Annotated in this window: 18 protein-coding genes and 1 pseudogene; 7 read left to right on the top strand and 12 right to left on the bottom strand. The window is 57.0% G+C overall.

Annotated elements, in window-relative coordinates:
- Positions 1 to 1305, top strand: a complete 1305-nt coding sequence (locus VL130_RS12760; RefSeq protein WP_325363302.1) for a DUF5690 family protein — start codon at positions 1 to 3, stop codon at positions 1303 to 1305.
- A 311-nt stretch (positions 1306 to 1616) separates the two neighbouring features.
- Here VL130_RS12760 and VL130_RS12755 read toward each other — a convergent pair whose 3' ends face one another.
- From VL130_RS12755 to VL130_RS12745, 3 genes are read right to left on the bottom strand one after another with little or no spacing between them, the layout of a single operon-like run.
- Positions 1617 to 2207: an OmpH family outer membrane protein gene (locus VL130_RS12755; RefSeq protein ID WP_325363301.1), complete on the bottom strand. Its 591-nt coding sequence runs from the start codon at positions 2205 to 2207 to the stop codon at positions 1617 to 1619.
- 19 nt (positions 2208 to 2226) lie between these two features.
- Positions 2227 to 2988 carry a SapC family protein gene (locus tag VL130_RS12750; RefSeq protein ID WP_325363300.1) on the bottom strand — a complete coding sequence of 254 codons (762 nt, stop codon included), beginning with the start codon at positions 2986 to 2988 and terminating at the stop codon, positions 2227 to 2229.
- Between the two features lie 52 nt (positions 2989 to 3040).
- Positions 3041 to 5131, bottom strand: coding sequence for a filamentous haemagglutinin family protein (locus VL130_RS12745; protein ID WP_325363299.1), 2091 nt, complete (start codon positions 5129 to 5131; stop codon positions 3041 to 3043).
- A gap of 160 nt (positions 5132 to 5291) precedes the next feature.
- Between VL130_RS12745 and VL130_RS19535 the strand changes: the two genes are divergently transcribed.
- A complete protein-coding gene (locus VL130_RS19535; RefSeq protein ID WP_414636270.1) occupies positions 5292 to 5591 on the top strand; it encodes an ogr/Delta-like zinc finger family protein in 300 nt (99 codons plus the stop codon).
- 74 nt (positions 5592 to 5665) lie between these two features.
- On the top strand, positions 5666 to 6589 hold the full coding sequence (locus tag VL130_RS12740; RefSeq protein ID WP_325363298.1) for a toprim domain-containing protein: 924 nt from the start codon (positions 5666 to 5668) through the stop codon (positions 6587 to 6589).
- Here the strand turns inward: VL130_RS12740 and tnpC are convergent.
- From tnpC to tnpA, 3 genes are all read right to left on the bottom strand, one after another.
- Complete coding sequence (gene tnpC / locus VL130_RS12735; RefSeq protein WP_325363297.1) at positions 6571 to 8109, bottom strand: IS66 family transposase; 1539 nt, start codon at positions 8107 to 8109, stop codon at positions 6571 to 6573. The two genes, VL130_RS12740 and tnpC, sit on opposite strands and share 19 nt — an antisense overlap.
- A 68-nt stretch (positions 8110 to 8177) precedes the next feature.
- Positions 8178 to 8501, bottom strand: coding sequence for an IS66 family insertion sequence element accessory protein TnpB (gene tnpB, locus VL130_RS12730; RefSeq protein WP_325363296.1), 324 nt, complete (start codon positions 8499 to 8501; stop codon positions 8178 to 8180).
- 26 nt (positions 8502 to 8527) lie between these two features.
- Positions 8528 to 8920, bottom strand: a complete 393-nt coding sequence (gene tnpA, locus VL130_RS12725; RefSeq protein ID WP_325363295.1) for an IS66-like element accessory protein TnpA — start codon at positions 8918 to 8920, stop codon at positions 8528 to 8530.
- A gap of 47 nt (positions 8921 to 8967) precedes the next feature.
- Between tnpA and VL130_RS12720 the strand changes: the two genes are divergently transcribed.
- Positions 8968 to 10812: a hypothetical protein gene (locus tag VL130_RS12720; RefSeq protein WP_325363294.1), complete on the top strand. Its 1845-nt coding sequence runs from the start codon at positions 8968 to 8970 to the stop codon at positions 10810 to 10812.
- 185 nt (positions 10813 to 10997) lie between these two features.
- The gene (locus VL130_RS12715; protein ID WP_325363417.1) at positions 10998 to 11234 is read left to right on the top strand and encodes a DUF2312 domain-containing protein; all 237 of its coding nucleotides are present in this window, start codon (positions 10998 to 11000) and stop codon (positions 11232 to 11234) included.
- Between the two features lie 50 nt (positions 11235 to 11284).
- Here VL130_RS12715 and VL130_RS12710 read toward each other — a convergent pair whose 3' ends face one another.
- Positions 11285 to 12379, bottom strand: coding sequence for a hypothetical protein (locus VL130_RS12710; RefSeq protein WP_325363293.1), 1095 nt, complete (start codon positions 12377 to 12379; stop codon positions 11285 to 11287).
- 288 nt (positions 12380 to 12667) lie between these two features.
- On the opposite strand from VL130_RS12710, the gene VL130_RS12705 reads away from it, so the two are divergent.
- Positions 12668 to 12946 (top strand): hypothetical protein, encoded by a 279-nt coding sequence (locus VL130_RS12705; protein ID WP_325363292.1) that lies wholly within the window; start codon positions 12668 to 12670, stop codon positions 12944 to 12946.
- Positions 12947 to 13017: 71 nt separating this feature from the next.
- Here VL130_RS12705 and VL130_RS12700 read toward each other — a convergent pair whose 3' ends face one another.
- Positions 13018 to 13950 (bottom strand): hypothetical protein, encoded by a 933-nt coding sequence (locus tag VL130_RS12700; protein WP_325363291.1) that lies wholly within the window; start codon positions 13948 to 13950, stop codon positions 13018 to 13020.
- A 77-nt stretch (positions 13951 to 14027) separates the two neighbouring features.
- On the opposite strand from VL130_RS12700, the gene VL130_RS12695 reads away from it, so the two are divergent.
- Positions 14028 to 14240 (top strand): hypothetical protein, encoded by a 213-nt coding sequence (locus VL130_RS12695; RefSeq protein WP_325363290.1) that lies wholly within the window; start codon positions 14028 to 14030, stop codon positions 14238 to 14240.
- Here the strand turns inward: VL130_RS12695 and VL130_RS19530 are convergent.
- The 4 genes and pseudogenes from VL130_RS19530 to VL130_RS19525 form a co-directional block, all read right to left on the bottom strand.
- Complete coding sequence (locus VL130_RS19530; protein WP_414636269.1) at positions 14237 to 14584, bottom strand: 4-fold beta flower protein; 348 nt, start codon at positions 14582 to 14584, stop codon at positions 14237 to 14239. The two genes, VL130_RS12695 and VL130_RS19530, sit on opposite strands and share 4 nt — an antisense overlap.
- 1 nt (position 14585) lies before the next feature.
- Positions 14586 to 15515, bottom strand: a complete 930-nt coding sequence (locus VL130_RS12690; RefSeq protein WP_325363289.1) for a DUF2971 domain-containing protein — start codon at positions 15513 to 15515, stop codon at positions 14586 to 14588.
- Entirely contained in the window at positions 15512 to 16444 is a 933-nt protein-coding gene (locus VL130_RS12685) for a tyrosine-type recombinase/integrase (RefSeq protein WP_325363288.1), read from the bottom strand. The genes VL130_RS12690 and VL130_RS12685 overlap by 4 nt, the downstream gene beginning before the upstream one ends.
- A gap of 21 nt (positions 16445 to 16465) precedes the next feature.
- Positions 16466 to 16735, bottom strand: a pseudogene (locus VL130_RS19525) (Arm DNA-binding domain-containing protein); the annotation flags it as partial.
- Between the last annotated feature and the right edge of the window lie 797 nt (positions 16736 to 17532).

The raw sequence follows: 17532 nt of genomic DNA, 5'->3' as shown, positions 1-17532 counted from the left end.
ATGAGCACGATCGACGCCCCGCTGCCCATACCGGTAAAATTGACCGGCTTCACCGCCTGGCTCGCCAAGGCCCCGCCTGTCGTTTTCGCCCTCTATGGCGGGCTGGTGGCGTTCGGCGCCTATTTCGCCATGTACGCCTATCGCAAGCCGTTCGCGGTGGCCAGCTTCACTGGCGTGGCCGGCTTTGTGGTCGATTACAAGATCGCCCTCGTCATTTCGCAGGTCTTCGGTTACGCGCTCTCCAAGGTCATCGGCGTAAAGGTGATCTCCGAACTGCCCGGCCGCTATCGCGCCATCGCCATACTCCTGCTCATCGCTTTTGCCGAGGCCACGCTGGTCGCCTTCGCCGCCATTCCGGCGCCATGGAATATCGCCTGCCTGTTCTTAAACGGCCTGTCGCTCGGCCTGATCTGGGGACTGGTGTTTGGTTTTCTCGAAGGCCGCCGCGTCTCGGAAATCCTTGGCTCCATCCTGTGCGCCAGCTTCATTGTCTCGTCCGGCGTGGTCAAGTCGGTCGGCAAATGGGTCATGCTTGAGCACTATGCCAATGAATTCTGGATGCCGGCCGTAACCGGCCTGATCTTCGCCCCGCTGCTGCTGATCTGCGTGCTTGGGTTATCCCAGCTACCGCCGCCGTCACCCGAAGACGAGGCCGCCCGTGTGGCGCGTGTCCCGATGAACAAGGCCGCCCGCAAAGCCACCTTCGCGGCATACGCTCCCGGCCTGATAGCCCTCGTCGTCATCTATATCGGCCTGACGGCCCTGCGCGATTTCCGCGACAATTTCGCCGCCGAAATCTGGACCGATCTGGGCTTCCGGGACAATGCCGAGATATTCACCGTCTCGGAACTGCCGATCGGCATCGTGGTGCTCAGCGCTATGGCCTTGCTGACCCTGTTCAAAGACAACCGCCTGGCTTTTCTGGCCAATCTGGCGCTCGTCGGCATCGGCCTCGTTCTGGCTGGCGCGTCTACCTTTGCCTTTCAAGCTCATCTGCTTGGTCCGATCACCTGGATGGTGCTGCTCGGCGGCGGGCTTTATCTGGCCTATACGCCCTTCAACGGCCTGTTGTTCGATCGTTTCTTTGCGGCGACCGGGTTGGTGGGCACAGCCGGATTTTTGATCTACGTCGCCGACGCCAGCGGTTATCTCGGCTCGACCGCCCTGCTGCTCTTCAAGAACTTCAGCGGCCTGACCCTGCCCTGGGCGCAATTCCTGATGGCTTCGGCTTATGGAACCTCGGCTATAGGCCTTGCTCTGTTAATCTGGAGCTGTATTTATTTTGCCCGCCGCTGGAAATCTTAGCTGGCTGGACGCCATCTTCGCAGGACCGATGTAACGCCAGTCATATTTCAGGCGGCCACAGAATACCGGTATCCGCAAAATCGTCGCCCCTCCGTCACCCTCCTTTTTCACAGCCCTTCGCATGACATAGATCTACCTGGCGGTTAGCGAGCGGCGGGAATTGCACCGCGACAGCTTAAAGGCACAGGGGCAAATTATCCTGCAACTGATTATCCTGGGCATACCCTTTATGATCTTCGTCGCAGCCTTGGTCTGTAAAAAAGCGCCGCACCGTGATCGGTGCGGCACAAGTCAGGCTCGAACGGGACAGCCTATTTCGCAGTTGGCATCGGCAGGGTTTCGCGGTTGAAGGTAATGGTGCCCAGCTTGGCGTCCAGCCCCTGTACCACGGTCGCGGTAATGTCGTTGGTCAGGTTGCCACCCAGCACGCTGTTACGATCCATCAGCAGACCGCAGCTCTTTTGCTTGTAGACGCTGGCGATCACCGCCTGCGCCTGGACCGATATCTGATCGAGCGCCTTGGTGCGCGTCGCCTCGATCTCGCGGCCACGATGCTCAGCCTTGGCCTGAAGCGCCTGGAGTTTGATGCTGACGGCCTGTTCGCGCGTCTTGCGCTGTTCAGGCGTCAGGGTGGAAGACGCCTTGCGCAAAGCTTCGACCTCGGCGGTCAGCGGCGCGCGCTCGGTGTCGATTTCCGTCTGGGCTTCGGTCGTCAATTGTTGCAAACGCGCCGTGGCGGCCTTGCCAGCGGCCGAATTGACCAGCACGGCCTCACGTGACATCAGGCAGACTCCGGGGATGACGGGACCACCGAGGCCGGTCTGATCCGTCTGGGCCAGAACCGGGGTGGCGGCCACGGCGATGGCCAGGATGACGGTCTTGCAGAAGAGGTTTGTGTACATGGGTATTACTCCGAAAAAATCAGGCGGCTTTGGGGGAAAGCATCTGGCGCGCCGCACGGCGATGCATCAGGTTCTGGAAGCGGTCGAGCGAGGCGAGATGGAAGTGGACCAGGGCCAGCCAGCCCTTGCGGTGCCAGTCGAGCACCACGGCGTCGTCCAGCGTCGCGAAGCGGTCGCGGTCAATCACCTGAAAGCCGTTGACGCCCATCTTGCCGCCATCCGGCAATGTGATGTCGGCCCGGCGATCTATTAGCAGATTTTGCGTCTTGAGCGCCGCGCTGAAGGCCTCGGTGGCCAGGGCGTCGGCGTGGAAGTGCTCGCAGAAGGTCACCACCTGCCTGGTGAAGGCCGAGGGCTGGCCGTCTTCAAACAGGGCCACACCCTCGTCGCCGTCACGGGCGATGCGGTCGCTGGCGGCGTCGATGACCATGACGAAGCCGTTGGCGTCATTGGCGCGCACCATGGTGAAGGGATAACGGCGCACATAGGCGGGGATGTAGACATCCTCGGCCCAGCGGCCGTTCTCGACGAACAGGTTGTCGGCTTCGAGGCCGAGCAAGGTGATCGGCGCGGCATTGGCCTCGGCGAACAGGACGGGGAAATCACGGCTGGCGATGGCGAATTCGCTCAGCATCAACGGTACGCAGGCCGCCTTCGCCGCAAACGTCATGTCGCCTTCCTTCATCCGCCAGTTAGCGTGACGCTCCGAGGACAAGGGTTCTGGCGTCACATAGAAGATCGGCAGGCTACCGGTGGGTTTGGTCGTGGTTTTTTGGGTCATAGCTTAATCCGGGTGTGTTGATAGGGGGCCGCTGGTGCGGGTGTTATAGCGCTCAACCCTGAAGTCTTTTGAGTATGATGGAGCGCGGGCCGACACGCACCGGCATAAGGCCTTCGGTGGAGAGCAGTCGCGCGAGAGCTTCTTCCGGCGTCATCAGGCCGTTGAGCGCCGGCGCCATCTGCTTTTTCAGCAGGCCGGAGTCGAACAGGATGGTGATGCCGGCAGCCTGTCCGATCTTGCGGACAGCGTCGGCGAGTGGCTGGGCGGGGATGTTGAACTCAACCTTGGGCGACGAGGTTTGAAAAGAGACCCTCATGGTCGCCGCTTCCGGCGCCATGCTTGAAACACGCGGTGCTTCTGTCTTCTCAATGTTCTCGCACGGATTTTCCGGGTCATCGCATTCCTCGCCGTAACCGGTGACGCGGACTTCGATCAACGAGGGCGAGATGATCGCGTTGTTCTTCTGCACCTGCTTGATGGCGTCACCCATCGCCTTGTCGACGGCGTTGGACTTGTCCGTCACATCGGTATCGAGCGAGGTCGGTGGCGCGGCGGGCGGCACTGGCAGACCGCTCGAAACACCACCCACATCGATATTGTCGGTGCCGAGGATCTCGATGGCGAAGACGTTGAAGTTACCCGAGACGCGGATACCTGCGTCACCGGCATCGATAATGCCGGCAGGCGCGATCAGATCGACGTCGGCGGGCGGCACCCCCTCCTGCGTCGCCAGGGTGCCGATGCCTGCGCCGGTCGGGAGACCCGCCGGTTCGCGTTCCATACGGCCGAAGGTATCCAGACCGTAGTTGAAGAAGGCCGGGCTGAGCGAGGTTTTGGCGCCCTTGCCGGCGGCGATATCGCCCCATGACGACCAGATCAGGACGTTTCCGCCCTTGGCCGTCAGCAGCCGGGATTCGTTCAGAACCACGCTGTTGTGCGCCAGAACATTGATCTCGCCGCCGTCGGTGGTCAGGATACCCGCGCGCTGCGCGTTGCCCCTGTCGTCTTCATAACGACCGTTAGCCGGATTATAGACCTGCACCGGCTTGCCCGTTACCGGATCGATAACCGGCTGGCCGACCTCACCCGGTTTGGCCGCGATATTGGCCAGCGTCATGCCGCCACCGGGCATAACGAACTCGATCTTGCCGCCGCCGCTGGAAATCACCCGGCTGGCATAGGTTTCAAAATCGCCCTTCCACCGGGATTCGCCTTCGGCCAGGGTTTCTCCGCTGTCCTTCTGGGCGCCGGGGAACAGGGTCTCGATGACCTTGTAACCGCGAAATGTGGTGTTGTAGCGATCGTTCTTCGCATCATTGGCTTCGCGGCCGGTAGTCCGCAACTCCATGAACAGCACGCTTCGGTACATCGGCGTCTTGTAATCGGAGTTGAGCGTATTCCAGAAGGCCCAGGCGATATCGAGGTAAGCCACCTGTTCGGCCTTGGTCTTCAGCGGCTGAAGCCCTTGCAGGCCACGCACATAGTTGACCAGACCCTGACGCGATTCCGGCGTGGCGAATTCGCCGGTCGCGCCATCTGCACGTTTGTATTCGCGGTCGAAGAGATAAAGCGACTTGCCGCTGTCGTCCTTCAGGTAGTCCGCCATGTCACCGGCTTTTTCGGGGTTGAGGTAGGCGTCCTCGAAGGCCGCATAGGCCGGGTCCTGATTGTAACCGACGCTGATGGCGATATCGGCCGCCTTCTCATCCGGCTTCCAGGCCTGCGAGCCAGGCTCAAGGGTGATGCGCTTGCTTGAAATACCATAGGTGTTGCTCGGCAGGTAAATATCCGTGCCGGCCTCGACCTCAAGACGACCCGGACCAGACACTGTCAGATGACCGTAGGAGTCCACGATACCGTCATTGGAATCGCCGAACTGGCCAGAGATATCGAAGTAGATCCCCTCACCCGCCCGCACGATGCTGAGATCGTTCGGATTGTTATGCTGGATGTCATAGGACGGGAAATAGATATCCCCGCCCGCCTGGAACCAGGCCTGCTTGGGCAGGTACATCACCGTCCGGCCTGCCGTGACTATATCGCCCTTGGCGGCATAGATGCGCACGGGTTCATGATCGCCGGCGTGCAAATTTGGCAGGTGGCTGACCGAGAAAGGCTGGATCGACGGATAGGCGCTGCCCATACCGGCATTGCGTATTTGCGGGCGGCTGAGCGTCGGCAGGAAGGTGCCCAGAGGATTCGTTGGCGTGCGTATCGCGCGAAGCCCTGCGCGAGGTCGGCGAAGCTGTCACCGCTTTTCAGGGCCTTTACACCCAACTCGAACGTATGGAGCCTTCAAAACCATGAAACATGCGGGGGCGGCCATTTTCAGAGACCGGACCGAAGAAAAGACATTGCTCCAGTGGGTAGAGGGCGCTTCGCCCGCCTTCCCTTGCCCTGTGTGCCAGACCAAAGGTCATGCGCGCACGTCAGAGCAATTAAGTCGCCTCGTCCGAAAACTCTACTATCGATGTTTCAATCCCCGGTGTGGCCATCGTTGGACGGCGCACCTGGAATATATAGCAACCACGACGCCTTCCGCCCTCGGCGAAGTCCAAGGCGCGGTGCCCCTGCTGAATCTAAAGCCCCGGCCGACCGGCTGATACTACCCAAAATGAAACCGCCACCACGCGCCCTTCGGCGCGCCCGCTACCGCCTTGCCTGCTGAAAGCCGCCCATGTCTATGAAACCCGATATCCTGAAAGACGTCCTCAGCCGCATCACGGCCGAGTATGGCCTTAAGGTAAAAGGCAACTGGCTGCAGCAAGGCAAGTGCCCGAAATGCAGCCGGCGCGAACTCTTCGCCCATGCCGAAGGCCCGTGGATACTCCGCTGCGGCCGGTCAAATCGCTGCGGCTGGGAAGGCAGCGTCAAAGAGCTTTACCCCGATATTTTCGATACCTGGTCAAACCGTTTTCAGGCGTCCGAAGCCAATCCTAACGCCGCGGCCGATGCCTACCTCCATCATAAGCGTGGCCTCAATATCAACGGCCTGATCGGCGCCTATAGCCAGGAAACCTATCACGAGCGCCAGGGCAATCTGGTCTCCGCCACCATCCGCTTTCCCCTTCCCGGCGGCTCCTGGTGGGAACGCCTGATCGATCAACCCGGCCGCTTCGATAAGAAGGCCCGCTTCAAGCCCGGCGCCTCATATGCTGGCCAGTGGTGGCAGGCGCCCGATCAACCCACCGATAAACTCGCCACGGCCGAACGCATCTGGATTGCCGAAGGCATATTTGACGCCATGGCCCTGCGCCAGGCCGGCCTGTTCGCCGTCTCCTCCATGTCGGTCAATAACTACCCGGAAAAGGGCCTCGCGGATCTGCGCAAGACTTGCAGCGATCAGGGCCTGAAACAGCCGGAACTCGTCTTTGCCTTCGATGTCGGCAAGGCCGGCGCCGAATATACCCGCCGCTATGTCGCCCGCGCCCGCGAAGATGGCTGGCGCGCCACCGCCGCCCAGCCCCGGCCGGAAGGCGAAGCCGAAAAGCTCGATTGGAATGACCTGCTTGAACGCAACCGCCTGAATGGCTCCGATGATCGTGGCCGCGCCTGGCTCGATCACTGTAAGCGGTGTTTCGCTCACACCTTGACGGCGTAGTTCCAAGGGAGAAGGTGGTCGATCTGGCTTTGCTTATGGCCGCCCGCGATGGCCCTTAGGGTGTTGGTCAGGTAGGCATGGGGATCGATGCCGTTCAGTTTGCACGTTTCGATCAGTGAGGCGATGATGGCCCAGTTCTGGGCGCCGGCGTCATGGCCTGCAAAGAGAGCGTTTTTCCGGTTCAGGGCGATAGGCCGGATCGTGCGTTCAACAGTGTTGTTGTCCAGCTCGACGCAGCCGTCGTCGAGGAACTGGCAGAGGCCGCCCCAGTATTTGGCGATGTAATTCAATGCCTCGCCAAGCGGCGATTTGGCGGCGACACGGCTGCGGTGACTGTTGAGCCATGCCTCTATATCGGCCACTACGGGGCCAGATCGTAATTGTCGTGCAGCCAGACGCACCGCCGGATCGCTACCGCGGATGTCCCCTTCGATCTTGTAGAGATCGGCGATGCGCCTGAGGCCCTCTTCGGCGATTGGCGCCGGACCGGCGCGGGTAATCTCAAACAGCTTACGACGGGCATGCGCCCAGCAGTAGGCCAGCCGGATTGCCGGGCCGATACGGTCGGGTGCGATCAGGCGATTGTAACCGGCATAGCCATCTACCTGCAAAATGCCGGTAAAGCCTTGCAAGATATGTTCTGCATGTTGTCCTCCGCGTCCAGGCGCGTAGGTGAAGGCGACACCGGGCGGCGCCGCACCGTTCCACGGTCGGTCATCGCGGGCCAGGGCCCAGAAGTATCCGGTCTTCGTTTTGCGTGCGCCGGGATCGAGGACTGGGGCGCGGGTTTCATCCATAAAGAGCTTGGTGGATTGCTTCAGATTGGCGATCAGGGCGCCCCACACCGGGCGCAACTCGAACGCGGCCCGGCCAACCCAGTCAGCCAGCGTAGACCGATCAAGGTCAACGCCTTGACGGCTATAGATTTGAGCCTGCCGGTAAAGGGGCAGATGGTCGGCATACTTACTGACCAGCACATGAGCCACAGTCGCCTCAGTCGGCAGACCACCGGGAACAAGGCGCGCCGGAGCAGAGGCTTGAGTTATGCCATCCGTGCAGGCCCGGCAGGCATATTTAGGGCGGCGAGTGACGATGACGCGGAACTGCGCCGGGATCACGTCCAGCCGCTCGCACCTGTCTTCGCCAATGCTATGTAAGCCATTGCCGCAGGCACAGATCAGACTGTCAGGCTCAATGACTTCTTCGATACGGGGCAGATGCTCTGGCAACGCCCCGCGATTAGCGGCGCGTGGCATAGCCTTCCGTTTACCGCCAGGCGCATCAGCCTCTTCCTCAGCATGGATCGCGGCAATAGCGGTTTCAAGATCTTCCAGCGCCAGTTCAAACTGACCCGGCTCGGCCTTCTCGGATTTACGCCCGAAGGCCGCTTGCCTGAAGGCGGCGACCAGCTTCTCCAATCGCTCGATCCGGTCATCCTTGCGCAGATTGCGGGCCTCAGAAGCCACCAGCATGGCTTTGAGAACCGCTATATCATCAGGCAAATTGGCGGGGTTGAGCATGACGGCAATCTAACAAAATCCGCTTTTACCTTCCTGCCTAAAATGCACACCGAGTCATCTTGTCGCAGCTATTCCACCGCCTCCGGCGCACGCGCTTCCAGGGCTCGGACCCGGCGCCAGTCCAGCCCCGAGAACAACGCCTCAAACTGAGCGTGGCTAAGGCTCATAAGTCCGTCCTTGATCGCCGGCCAGGTGAACACATGCGCCTCCAGCCGTTTATAGGCCATCACCAGTCCGGTGCCGTCCCAATAGAGCAACTTCAAGCGATCCGCCTTGCGCGACCGGAAGACGAAGACCGTGCCGGTGAAGGGGTCTTTGTGCAATTGGTTCTTCACCAGTGCGGCCAGACCATCATGCCCCTTACGGAAGTCGATGGGCTTGGTCGCCACCATGATCCGTACCCGGTTTGACGGGAAGATCATACCGACGCCATCATGGCACACGCAACTGCCGCAATACGATCTGCTGAAGCGCCGTCTTCAAGACGGATCGTCACATTCCCGACCACGATCTCAGGCCTGATAGCCGGATGCGTAGCCGCGACCGGGGCCGGTTCGCTGACCACCAGAGCGCTAAACTCGAAATCATCCTCAGGCGCCGGCAAGATCAACTTGCCCCGTCGCGCCAATGTCCGCCAGGAAGACAGGTGGTTCGCCTTTACCCCGGTACGGCGCGCCACTTCATTGACGCTTACCCCAGGCCGCAAGGTCTCTGCTACAAGCCGCGCCTTAACCTCATCCGGCCATCGGCGAGAACGTCGTGTCCCACCGGGGCCCGTTCTTTCAATGAGAATCTCCGGTGTAGTCTCCATGGAGAAAGTCCCTCTCGTTCAACTCTGAACAAGCCATGCGCAGATCAATGCCGACAAGGAAACGTGGGGGCAGAACACCGCTTACCGATCACTACCTATGGAACGGCAAAATCCTGCTGGCTGAGAACGCAACCGAAAAGGCGCTCCTCCTCTGGGAAAAACACGCCTGGTCATCCTTCTCCTTCATCCACGATAACCGCACCTGGTGGGCCAGCTTCGATGAAGCCAAGATCGCCGAGACCGTCCTGAAGGAGAAGGTGAAGGAAAAGGTCGCCGCCCGTGCCTGCGCCAATGTCTCGGAAATCGCCAACTGCGCCTTCCGCATCCTCTATTTTCAGGAGGATAAGGCGATCGACGAAAGCCACTATTACCTGCGCGTCGATACCCCCACCGATGCGCCGCCCAGCAAGGCGCCATTTACCCCCTCGACGCTTGCCGCCGCCGGCGAATTCAAAAAGCGCCTGCTGGCCGTCGATCCCGGCGCGCAATGGCTGGGCAGCACTCGCCAGCTCGATATTCTGGTCAGTCAGCAGCGCGAACGCGGCATCGCAAAAATCCAGACCCTCGATTTCACCGGCTATAGCCGCGATCATGGCGCCTGGGTGCTGGGCGATATCGCCGTCTCCAATGGCCGCGTGGTCCCGATCAATGATGAGGACTTCTTTGATCTCGGCAAGGTCCAGCTCAAGCTGCGCTCCGCCGAACGCATGCTCTCCATCGATTATGATGCCGAGAATTTCGACACCGCCTGGGCGCAAACTATCTGGCAAGCCTTCGGCGGCAACGGCCTGGTCACTCTCACCTATTGGGTGATGAGTTTCTTTGCCGAGCAGATCCGCGTCGAACACAAGTCACTGGCCTTTATCGAAATGTCCGGCATTCCCGGCACCGGCAAATCCACCTTGATCGAGTTCCTTTGGAAGTTGGCCGGCCGCGAAAATTACGAAGGGTTTGACCCCAGCAAGGCCACACCGGCGGCGCTCGGCCGTAACCTCGCCCGCGTCGCTAACCTGCCGGTGGTTTTCATGGAAGGCGACCGCAACGATCAGGCGCCCCATTCGCGGAAGTTCGATTGGGATGAAATCAAAGCCCTTTATAACGGCCGCTCGGTCCGCTCCCGCGGCGTCAAAAACGCCGGCAATGAAACCTATGAGCCGCCTTTCCGCGGCGCTCTGATCATCGAGCAGAATTACCCGGTCAATGCCTCCCCCGCCGTTATGGAGCGCATCATGCACATGCTCTTCAACAAGGATGGCTGGGATTTAGATACCAAACTCGCCGCCGAAAAGCTAGAACGCTGGCCGATCGAGGAACTTTCCGGCGCCATAGTCCATATCACACGGCGGGAAGCCGACTATATGGCCGCATTTAAGGCCACCTATGCCAAGCACGAGGCGGGCTTTCTCGATCCCGACCGCAGGGTCAGAAATGGCCGTATCCGTAAGAATTTCGCGCAGTTACATGCCGGACTTGATGCCCTGCATGCGGTTATAAAGCTACCGGCCGACCTTCTGAAAAAGACCCACGCCCATATCGATACCCTAGCCGTGACGCGCGATCGCGCCCTCGAAGCCGATCACCCGATCGTGGCGCAGTTCTGGGAAGCGTTTGAATGGCTGCAATCCAATGAAGGCGACACCCACCCCGATCCGGTCAATGTCCACCGGAAGCCGGACGAGCTGATCGCCGTCAGCCTGCATCGCTTTGAAGCTCGCTGCCATGAGGCGCGGATTTCGTGCCCGCCGATGGAAGACCTGAAACGGCACCTCAAAAGCAGCAAAACCCGCCCCTTTATCAAGCTGGATACCGTCAACCCCATCGTGGGCAAGGCGATCCATTGCTGGATTTTCCAAACCCCTGAATCCGCCGCCAAACAGAGAAAGGCCGCCTGATGTCTACCTATGAATGCGCCCGCTGCGACGCCGAAACCGACGCCCTGCCGGCCGACTGGCAACCGTTCGAAAGCCCGGTGATCGGCACCCTGCACCTATGTACCGCCTGCGCCAAGGCCGCCGAACGCCCGGCGCGCCAGAGTCACAATTCTGGCGAAGCGCCCAGCTTTTCAGCCGATGATGTCATCACCGGCGCCGCCCAGTCACGCCTGCGCACCATTATCGAGCGCGTTGAACGTCTGGAGGAAGATAAAGCCGGAATTATGGGCGATATCAAAGAGGTATACGACGAAGCTAAGGGCGAAGGTTTTGATGTCAAAATCCTCCGCAAGGTCGTTTCCCTGCGCAAGCTCGATAAAACCGTCCGCGAAGAACAGGAAACGGTTCTGGACTTTTATCTCACTGCGATCGGAGATCGGTAATGGTTAGAAATTTTGCCCAACAACCTTTTACCAATGTCGTCGCCCAACCGTTACACGGCATCCATAAGTCCGGGCTCGCCCAAAAGCATTTTGCGGTCAGTCCAAACTCCATTTGCTATGGCCTTCATTCGCTCCGCCTGACCCAAGGCATCTCGAAGATCAAAGACCAACGCCGTATGCCGAACTTCGTGATTTCCAGAAGTTCTATAGAGAACAACGCAAATCACCAATGGATAAAAGTAGTCATTGTCGTTGATACAAGCCAAAATTTCTTTCCAATCAAGGGAAATCCTTTCATCTTCGCCGTGCTCTTGAGAAGGGAATACTGCAACACCTGCATCTGGCCCCGAATCAACATCGCCGATTCCACTTGTATATTGTTCAACGCATTGAGCAGTAAAATTGTTTCTCGATTTCTCGTTAGTGCAGCTTGCCTTCCAAATATCCAATTTCGCATAAAATCTCAAACCAACTGCCGGCGAAGCCCCGTGGTTTTTGATTGTCGCGCCGACTCTCAGCGTCATAACATCTGTTTCTTCAAATGTCTTGCGTTGGACTATACTCTCCATTTTGATAGCAAGACTAATCCAAGCTCTGAGTTGAAAGTCCATTGCTCGGGCATTCTGTCGCGCTTCTTCACGCGAAATATCCAAGGAAACGTTAGTCATATCAAGTTGAAGCTGAGCAATTTCAACTTGTTTTATAGACGCCATAGATGCTTTTCTCGTCTCCATCCAACCGAATGCAACACCGATCAGGGTCAGTACGTTAACGATCGTACCTACTATGAACGCTGTCACCCCCCATTCGGCAGCTTTTCGAGCCGCATCCGCGGCTTTCCATTGCGCACACAGATCGGACGCCCTGAGATCAGTATTTTTCGGGCAGGGCGAGTTATAAACAGACTTCTCAAGATCGGTCGGCGGATTAGCTGCCGCCTCTTCTGTGCTCATCATCTGGTGAGTATTGCCAGCAATGATAATTGCGCCAGGAATGGCCAATGCCAACCCGAAGCAGAACATGATCGGCCCGAGATAATCTCTCCAGAGGTGTGGAATCGGCGGCGCGGGTTTCCGTTCCTTCTCCAACCAGCCAATGACAACCTCAAGCCAGCCCTTCACGTATTGGCGCAGCTCTTTGCTCATTCTTCCCGCCCCTCGATTCTCAAGGGGCACACCTTGACACGCTCTCGCAATCAGCGCAATTCTGCGGATGTCACTACGAAAACGGTAGTGATGCAGGTTAGAAGCTGCACACGTGTGAGCGCCCGAAGCGCTGCCGAGACCTTGGTCTCCGGCGCTTTTCCTATGGTCGGGCGCAGCGGGGTCTCGCAAGAGACGCCGCATGCTCGCACGCGGTCTTCTAACCCGCTGCGTTCGGCCACCAGGTTAGAAGCTGTTGGTCGGACTCCATCCTTAGCGAGCGAGACCACCATGACAGCCCAAGCGTCAGGCGCCGATAATGTGCGTCCTTTCAATCCCCAACAAAGCACTCATTACGCCATCTCCGAAGGCGTCCAGCTCGAACTGGACCAACTTTTCAAGGCAATGGAAACCATAGCCGACCTGGCCGAAGGCATACCGGATAGCCCCGGCGCCGATCTCGAAACCCACCACTACGCGCCCGTCTTCCGCGCCCTCGCCAGCTACGGCCAACGCCTGCTGTCCGAAGCCCCTGCGGTCGACCGCACCGGCCGGAGGCTGAGAGCATGAGCATGGATCCGTCAGAAATCTATTTGTCTGTATTATTCCAGGATCCTGACCTGGTGATGCGACAAGATCGTCTATTCCCATTCATCGTCATCTTCAGCTTTTTTAGCCCTATAAAGATGCAAAAACTTCAGAATACGATGCCCGATATTCAACTTGGCTTCTTTGGAGCTGTCCCACACCGATGTGAAAAACACTTCACGGCCGTCGAAAAAGGAATTTACGTCCAGTGGTTTCACTTTTACCAATACCTGGACACTATCCGTTACTTCACTTTCCAATCTATCACGCCAGGTGATAACCCCAAAGATATAGCAGTCGTTGGCGGCAGAGAGCATTTCTTCAACTGCGTTGTTGGATTGCAGCAAGCGAAAGCCAGGATGCGTCTCCCCCGGCGCAACAGTCGCCCAATCATCAGGCGCATCATTCCAAATGGGTTTAGGAACAGGACTACCTTTGGGAAGAATAATCCGTTTCACGCCAGTTCCCACATGAATCGCGGGTCTGCCGCCGACGTTTTCCCAATCCAGAGACGCAAATGCTGCCCGCTTGACGCGTTGGTTTCCATCAATCCGAACATCGGGAATGAACTTTGGCGTCTTAAGCATCATTTTGGCTTTATCGACATGCAAAGCTCTGATGGCGGCCTTAGTGGTCTTTCTCGTTTCATTGAAAGTAATGAGCAAAAAAATCAGCGTAATGGAATTAAGAGCTATCCCAGTCAGCAGACCGTACCAAGCTATTTTGGCACTATCTCGACCTGCTTCGGCGGCCACTTTCGCGGCATCAGCCGCCTTCCACTGCGCACAAAGATCAGACGTGCGGATATCCATGGACGGGTCGCAGGGAATAGCCGTCAGATCAGGCTTGGCGGGTTCGCCCGCGACTTTAACTTCACCAACGACCTCGACCTTTGTGGGTTTTGGATCAGCTCTTGGCGGGGAAGCCAAGCTCGGCAAAGCGATGCACAGCATCACGCCAACGATGACCAACCACAATTTCTTCATTCTGTCCGTCTCCCCGACCAAGCACTCAGCTTGGCACGCTCGCGTCTTACGCGCAATTCATTCAAACAGGTGGTGGCATGACCGAACGTCCTACCCTCAAAAACGGCCTGCCAATATTCGCTTATGATGTGAACGACTTCTGCTTGGCGGTCGGCATCGGCAAAACCAAGGTCTATGAAATGATCAACGACGGCCGCCTCAAATCCGGCATCCTAGAAGGCAAACGCATCATACCGGTGGAAGAGGCGCAGCGTATCGTTAGGGCTGCCCTCGAGTTCTCCAGAGCCTAAAAAATGGATGATAGACTCCAATTTAACCTTGGTATTGGTCTGATTGGGGGAATGTTAGGAATTGGTTTAATCGGCTGGATTGAGGCTATCGGGGGAATAGGTGGAATACTGGGAATTGGCAAAACTAACCCAGGACTCGCGCCAGGCGCCCAAAACATCGCCCCTCCATCGCTGGCCATCCCGTAATTGTTCTGCCACCACCCTCTGTGCTGGCCTGTATAGTCATAAATGCCACTGGAATTAAGCCACGCTATGCTTTTTCCCTTTAAGTCAATGAACCTGTTTCCCTCAATCAGGAACCCAATACATCTTCCATGGCGATCATATATAGGCAGGTTTCTCATATCAAATTGCTCTATAGGGAATGTTAGATTTCAAGACCGGTATTCTATAATTTCTAGCTTCTAAATAGAATTTTATGCTGTCCTCGATCGCCGATTGGTCGCCAGAAGGACCTATAATAATCTTGCAAATTGTTGAATAATTAAAGTCATGCGGCGGTTGGTTATAAGCTAAACACATGGGCAATTCGATTGCGGGCCTGCGTATTGATCCACGTTCCGTAAATATCAATGGATTGCCAGCTCGTTCCCCTATGTCACCACGAATTAACCGAACTTCACGTTCGTGCGAATACGCTTTGTGCTTGATAACACTGGGTAACCAAAACAGACGGTTTCCAAGATAACCCGCGTTTGTCATATTTTCCCGATACAGTTGATCGAGCTCAGACTTTGGGAGCTGTCCTATCCCGGCAAAGTAGGCTTTTATCTCGTCCTTTACGAGGGCCAGTCCTTCCTCTTCGCCATAAATAACCTTTCGGGGAATCGACCCTTGAGTTTCCATAAGCGACCGACGTATCGAATCACTAACATCAAAAACAAGAGCGATACCTCTGCCGTCGCCTCCGTAGAGACGCCACTGGCTAAGCTCTCCAACCGCCTCTTCGTTTTCAAGGGCTTCAGACATACAAAAGACGAATGCCCTAAAATCCCTATTAGGAAGATCTGTCTTACACTCAGATACAACCTGCTGATCGCGGGCGTTCAGCTCAGGTATTATTTCTTCAAGTGCGCGGTCGACGATCTCTTTACCGAATAAAAATTCTGATGGATCGTTGGTGCTTTTCGCGGACGTGAACCTTAACCTACCAGTGTCCATTATATTGTAAAACGCTTCTAATGAAGTGTAATGGAGAAATGTTGAGCTTTCACTCCTCAGACGGTCAATATTCGACATTATGCTGTTAGAGATTGGATAAGCAGGATGTGTCACTCGACCTCCCTATTGTCGCAGTTAGCTTTTTGCAGTTGCGTATATAGAAACCATTCGCCCAACAATGCACGACGTTTTTTCAAAGCCGACCGACGCCTATAAGCCCGCCTGGTCTCACTGCCCACCTGGTGCGCCAAGGCATGTTCGCTCGTTTCATCGTCATGCGCCGTTTCATCGCCCGCCCAGTCTTTAAATGAAGATCGGAAGCCATGCGGCGTATATTCGCCGGCCCCGGTCAAGGTCATTTCACGCTTGAGGGTCGAATTTGAAATCTTGCAGCCGCGCCGGCGCGCCCAGAACACATAGCCCTTCTTGGTATTGTGCCCCAGCTCGCGCAGAATATCCATCGCCCGCGGCACCAGCGGCACCACATGATCCACTGCCACCTTCATAAAGGCGGCTGGGATCACCCACAGATCATTGACCCAATCGATATGCTCAAGGCGCATATTCTCGACCATCCCTGGCCGCGCCGCGGTCAGGATATGGAACTCAAGCGCCCGCGCCACGATCGTTTCGCGCTTCCGCAGGGTCTGAACATAGGCCGGTACCTCCTCATAGGGCATGGCAGCATGATGCCCGCGGGTGAGCTTTTTGCGCTTGTGTAGCAGGTGCTCAAGATGGCCGCCCCAGCGTGCCGGGTTTTCCCCGTCCCGAAAGCCGGCCGTCTTGGCGGCATCGAGAATCTTCTCGATCCGGCCGCGTAACCGGCTGGCCGTCTCCGCCTTGGTTGACCAGATCGGCCGCAACACTTCATACACGTGTGCTGTCTCGACCGCGCTCACCAGCAGCCCATGCAACAGCTTGGCATAGACCTCGATCGTCATCCGCCATTGCGCCCGGTGCTTGTCATTCTTCCACTGCCCCTCAGCATTGGTGATGTACTGCTCCGCGTAATCCTTAAATGTCGGCGTCACCGATTTCTTCAAACCGCCCAGCTTGCGCTCTATGATCGGATTTTTGCCATCCCTCACCAGCCTGCGCGCCTCACCGGCCGCCTCCCTCGCCTCTTTGAGGCTGATGTCCCGAACAGACCCAAGGCCCATATCTTTCAGTTTCCGGTCCCACTGGAACCGAAAAACCCACGACTTTGACCCGCCCTTGGCTATATAAAGATACAGCCCGTCCCCATCGGGATACCGCCCAGGCGCCGACGCGGCCTGTATCGCCACGTTCGTGAGCCGTTTGATGGCCTGATTGCGAACTTTCCCGCTCTCCATTTTTCCCTATTCTTTTCCCTATCTTCTTCGCGGATAGATAAGAACAATAAGAGAACAACGGTCAACGGCAAAATGCACAACCCTTTGGACAAAAAGGGTTTCGGTCAATTACGGAAAATATGAAAAGGGGTAATGGCGGAGACGCAGGGATTCGAATAATTACTGTATGCAATTGAATATAAAGTAATTTTTCAATCCAAGTAAATCCAATATCCCACCACTTATCCCACCAAATTTACTGACTTTTAAAAATCAATGACTTACCTTCGAAAGGAAACCTTGCTGTTCTTTATTTACACTATTGTTCACATTTTGAAAAGTGGAAAGTGAGGCACCGCTCTTCGACGCCTCGTCCTGTCCGCTCAATAAACTAACATAGCAGGTTGGAAGCCCAATTCGCCACTTTTGAGGCGATCGACATGAGGCATGGAAGCGCAAGAAGACGCCCTGTCGCGGGCGTCATCGAATGGCTACACTCACTTGAGACCTCACCATCTGCACATGATCGCAAAACCTCTGCGTGTGCTGACGCCAGCAAACTATGATTGGGGCGAGCATTTCCGGGACAGCACATGGTGGCAACAATACGGTCGCGCAGGGGTTGTGCTTAATAAAAATTTAACGAATTACGATAGTGCCAGTTGCAGTTTGACCGGTGATGAGATCGTGGGGCGGTGCCCCACGATCGACCGAAATTAAAGTGTTTTGCAGCGAGCGCACAGAGGAAGACCACCGGTACCAGCCTTACGATTGGCCGTTTCGATGTTATTACCCTCGGTACATTTGTTATCGTTGTG

Source organism: Asticcacaulis sp., from assembly GCF_035497195.1.
In the GTDB taxonomy this organism is placed as follows: Bacteria; Pseudomonadota; Alphaproteobacteria; order Caulobacterales; family Caulobacteraceae; genus Asticcacaulis.
Note: the sequence above shows the minus strand (reverse complement) of the source record. Positions and strands in the feature narration are given on the sequence as shown.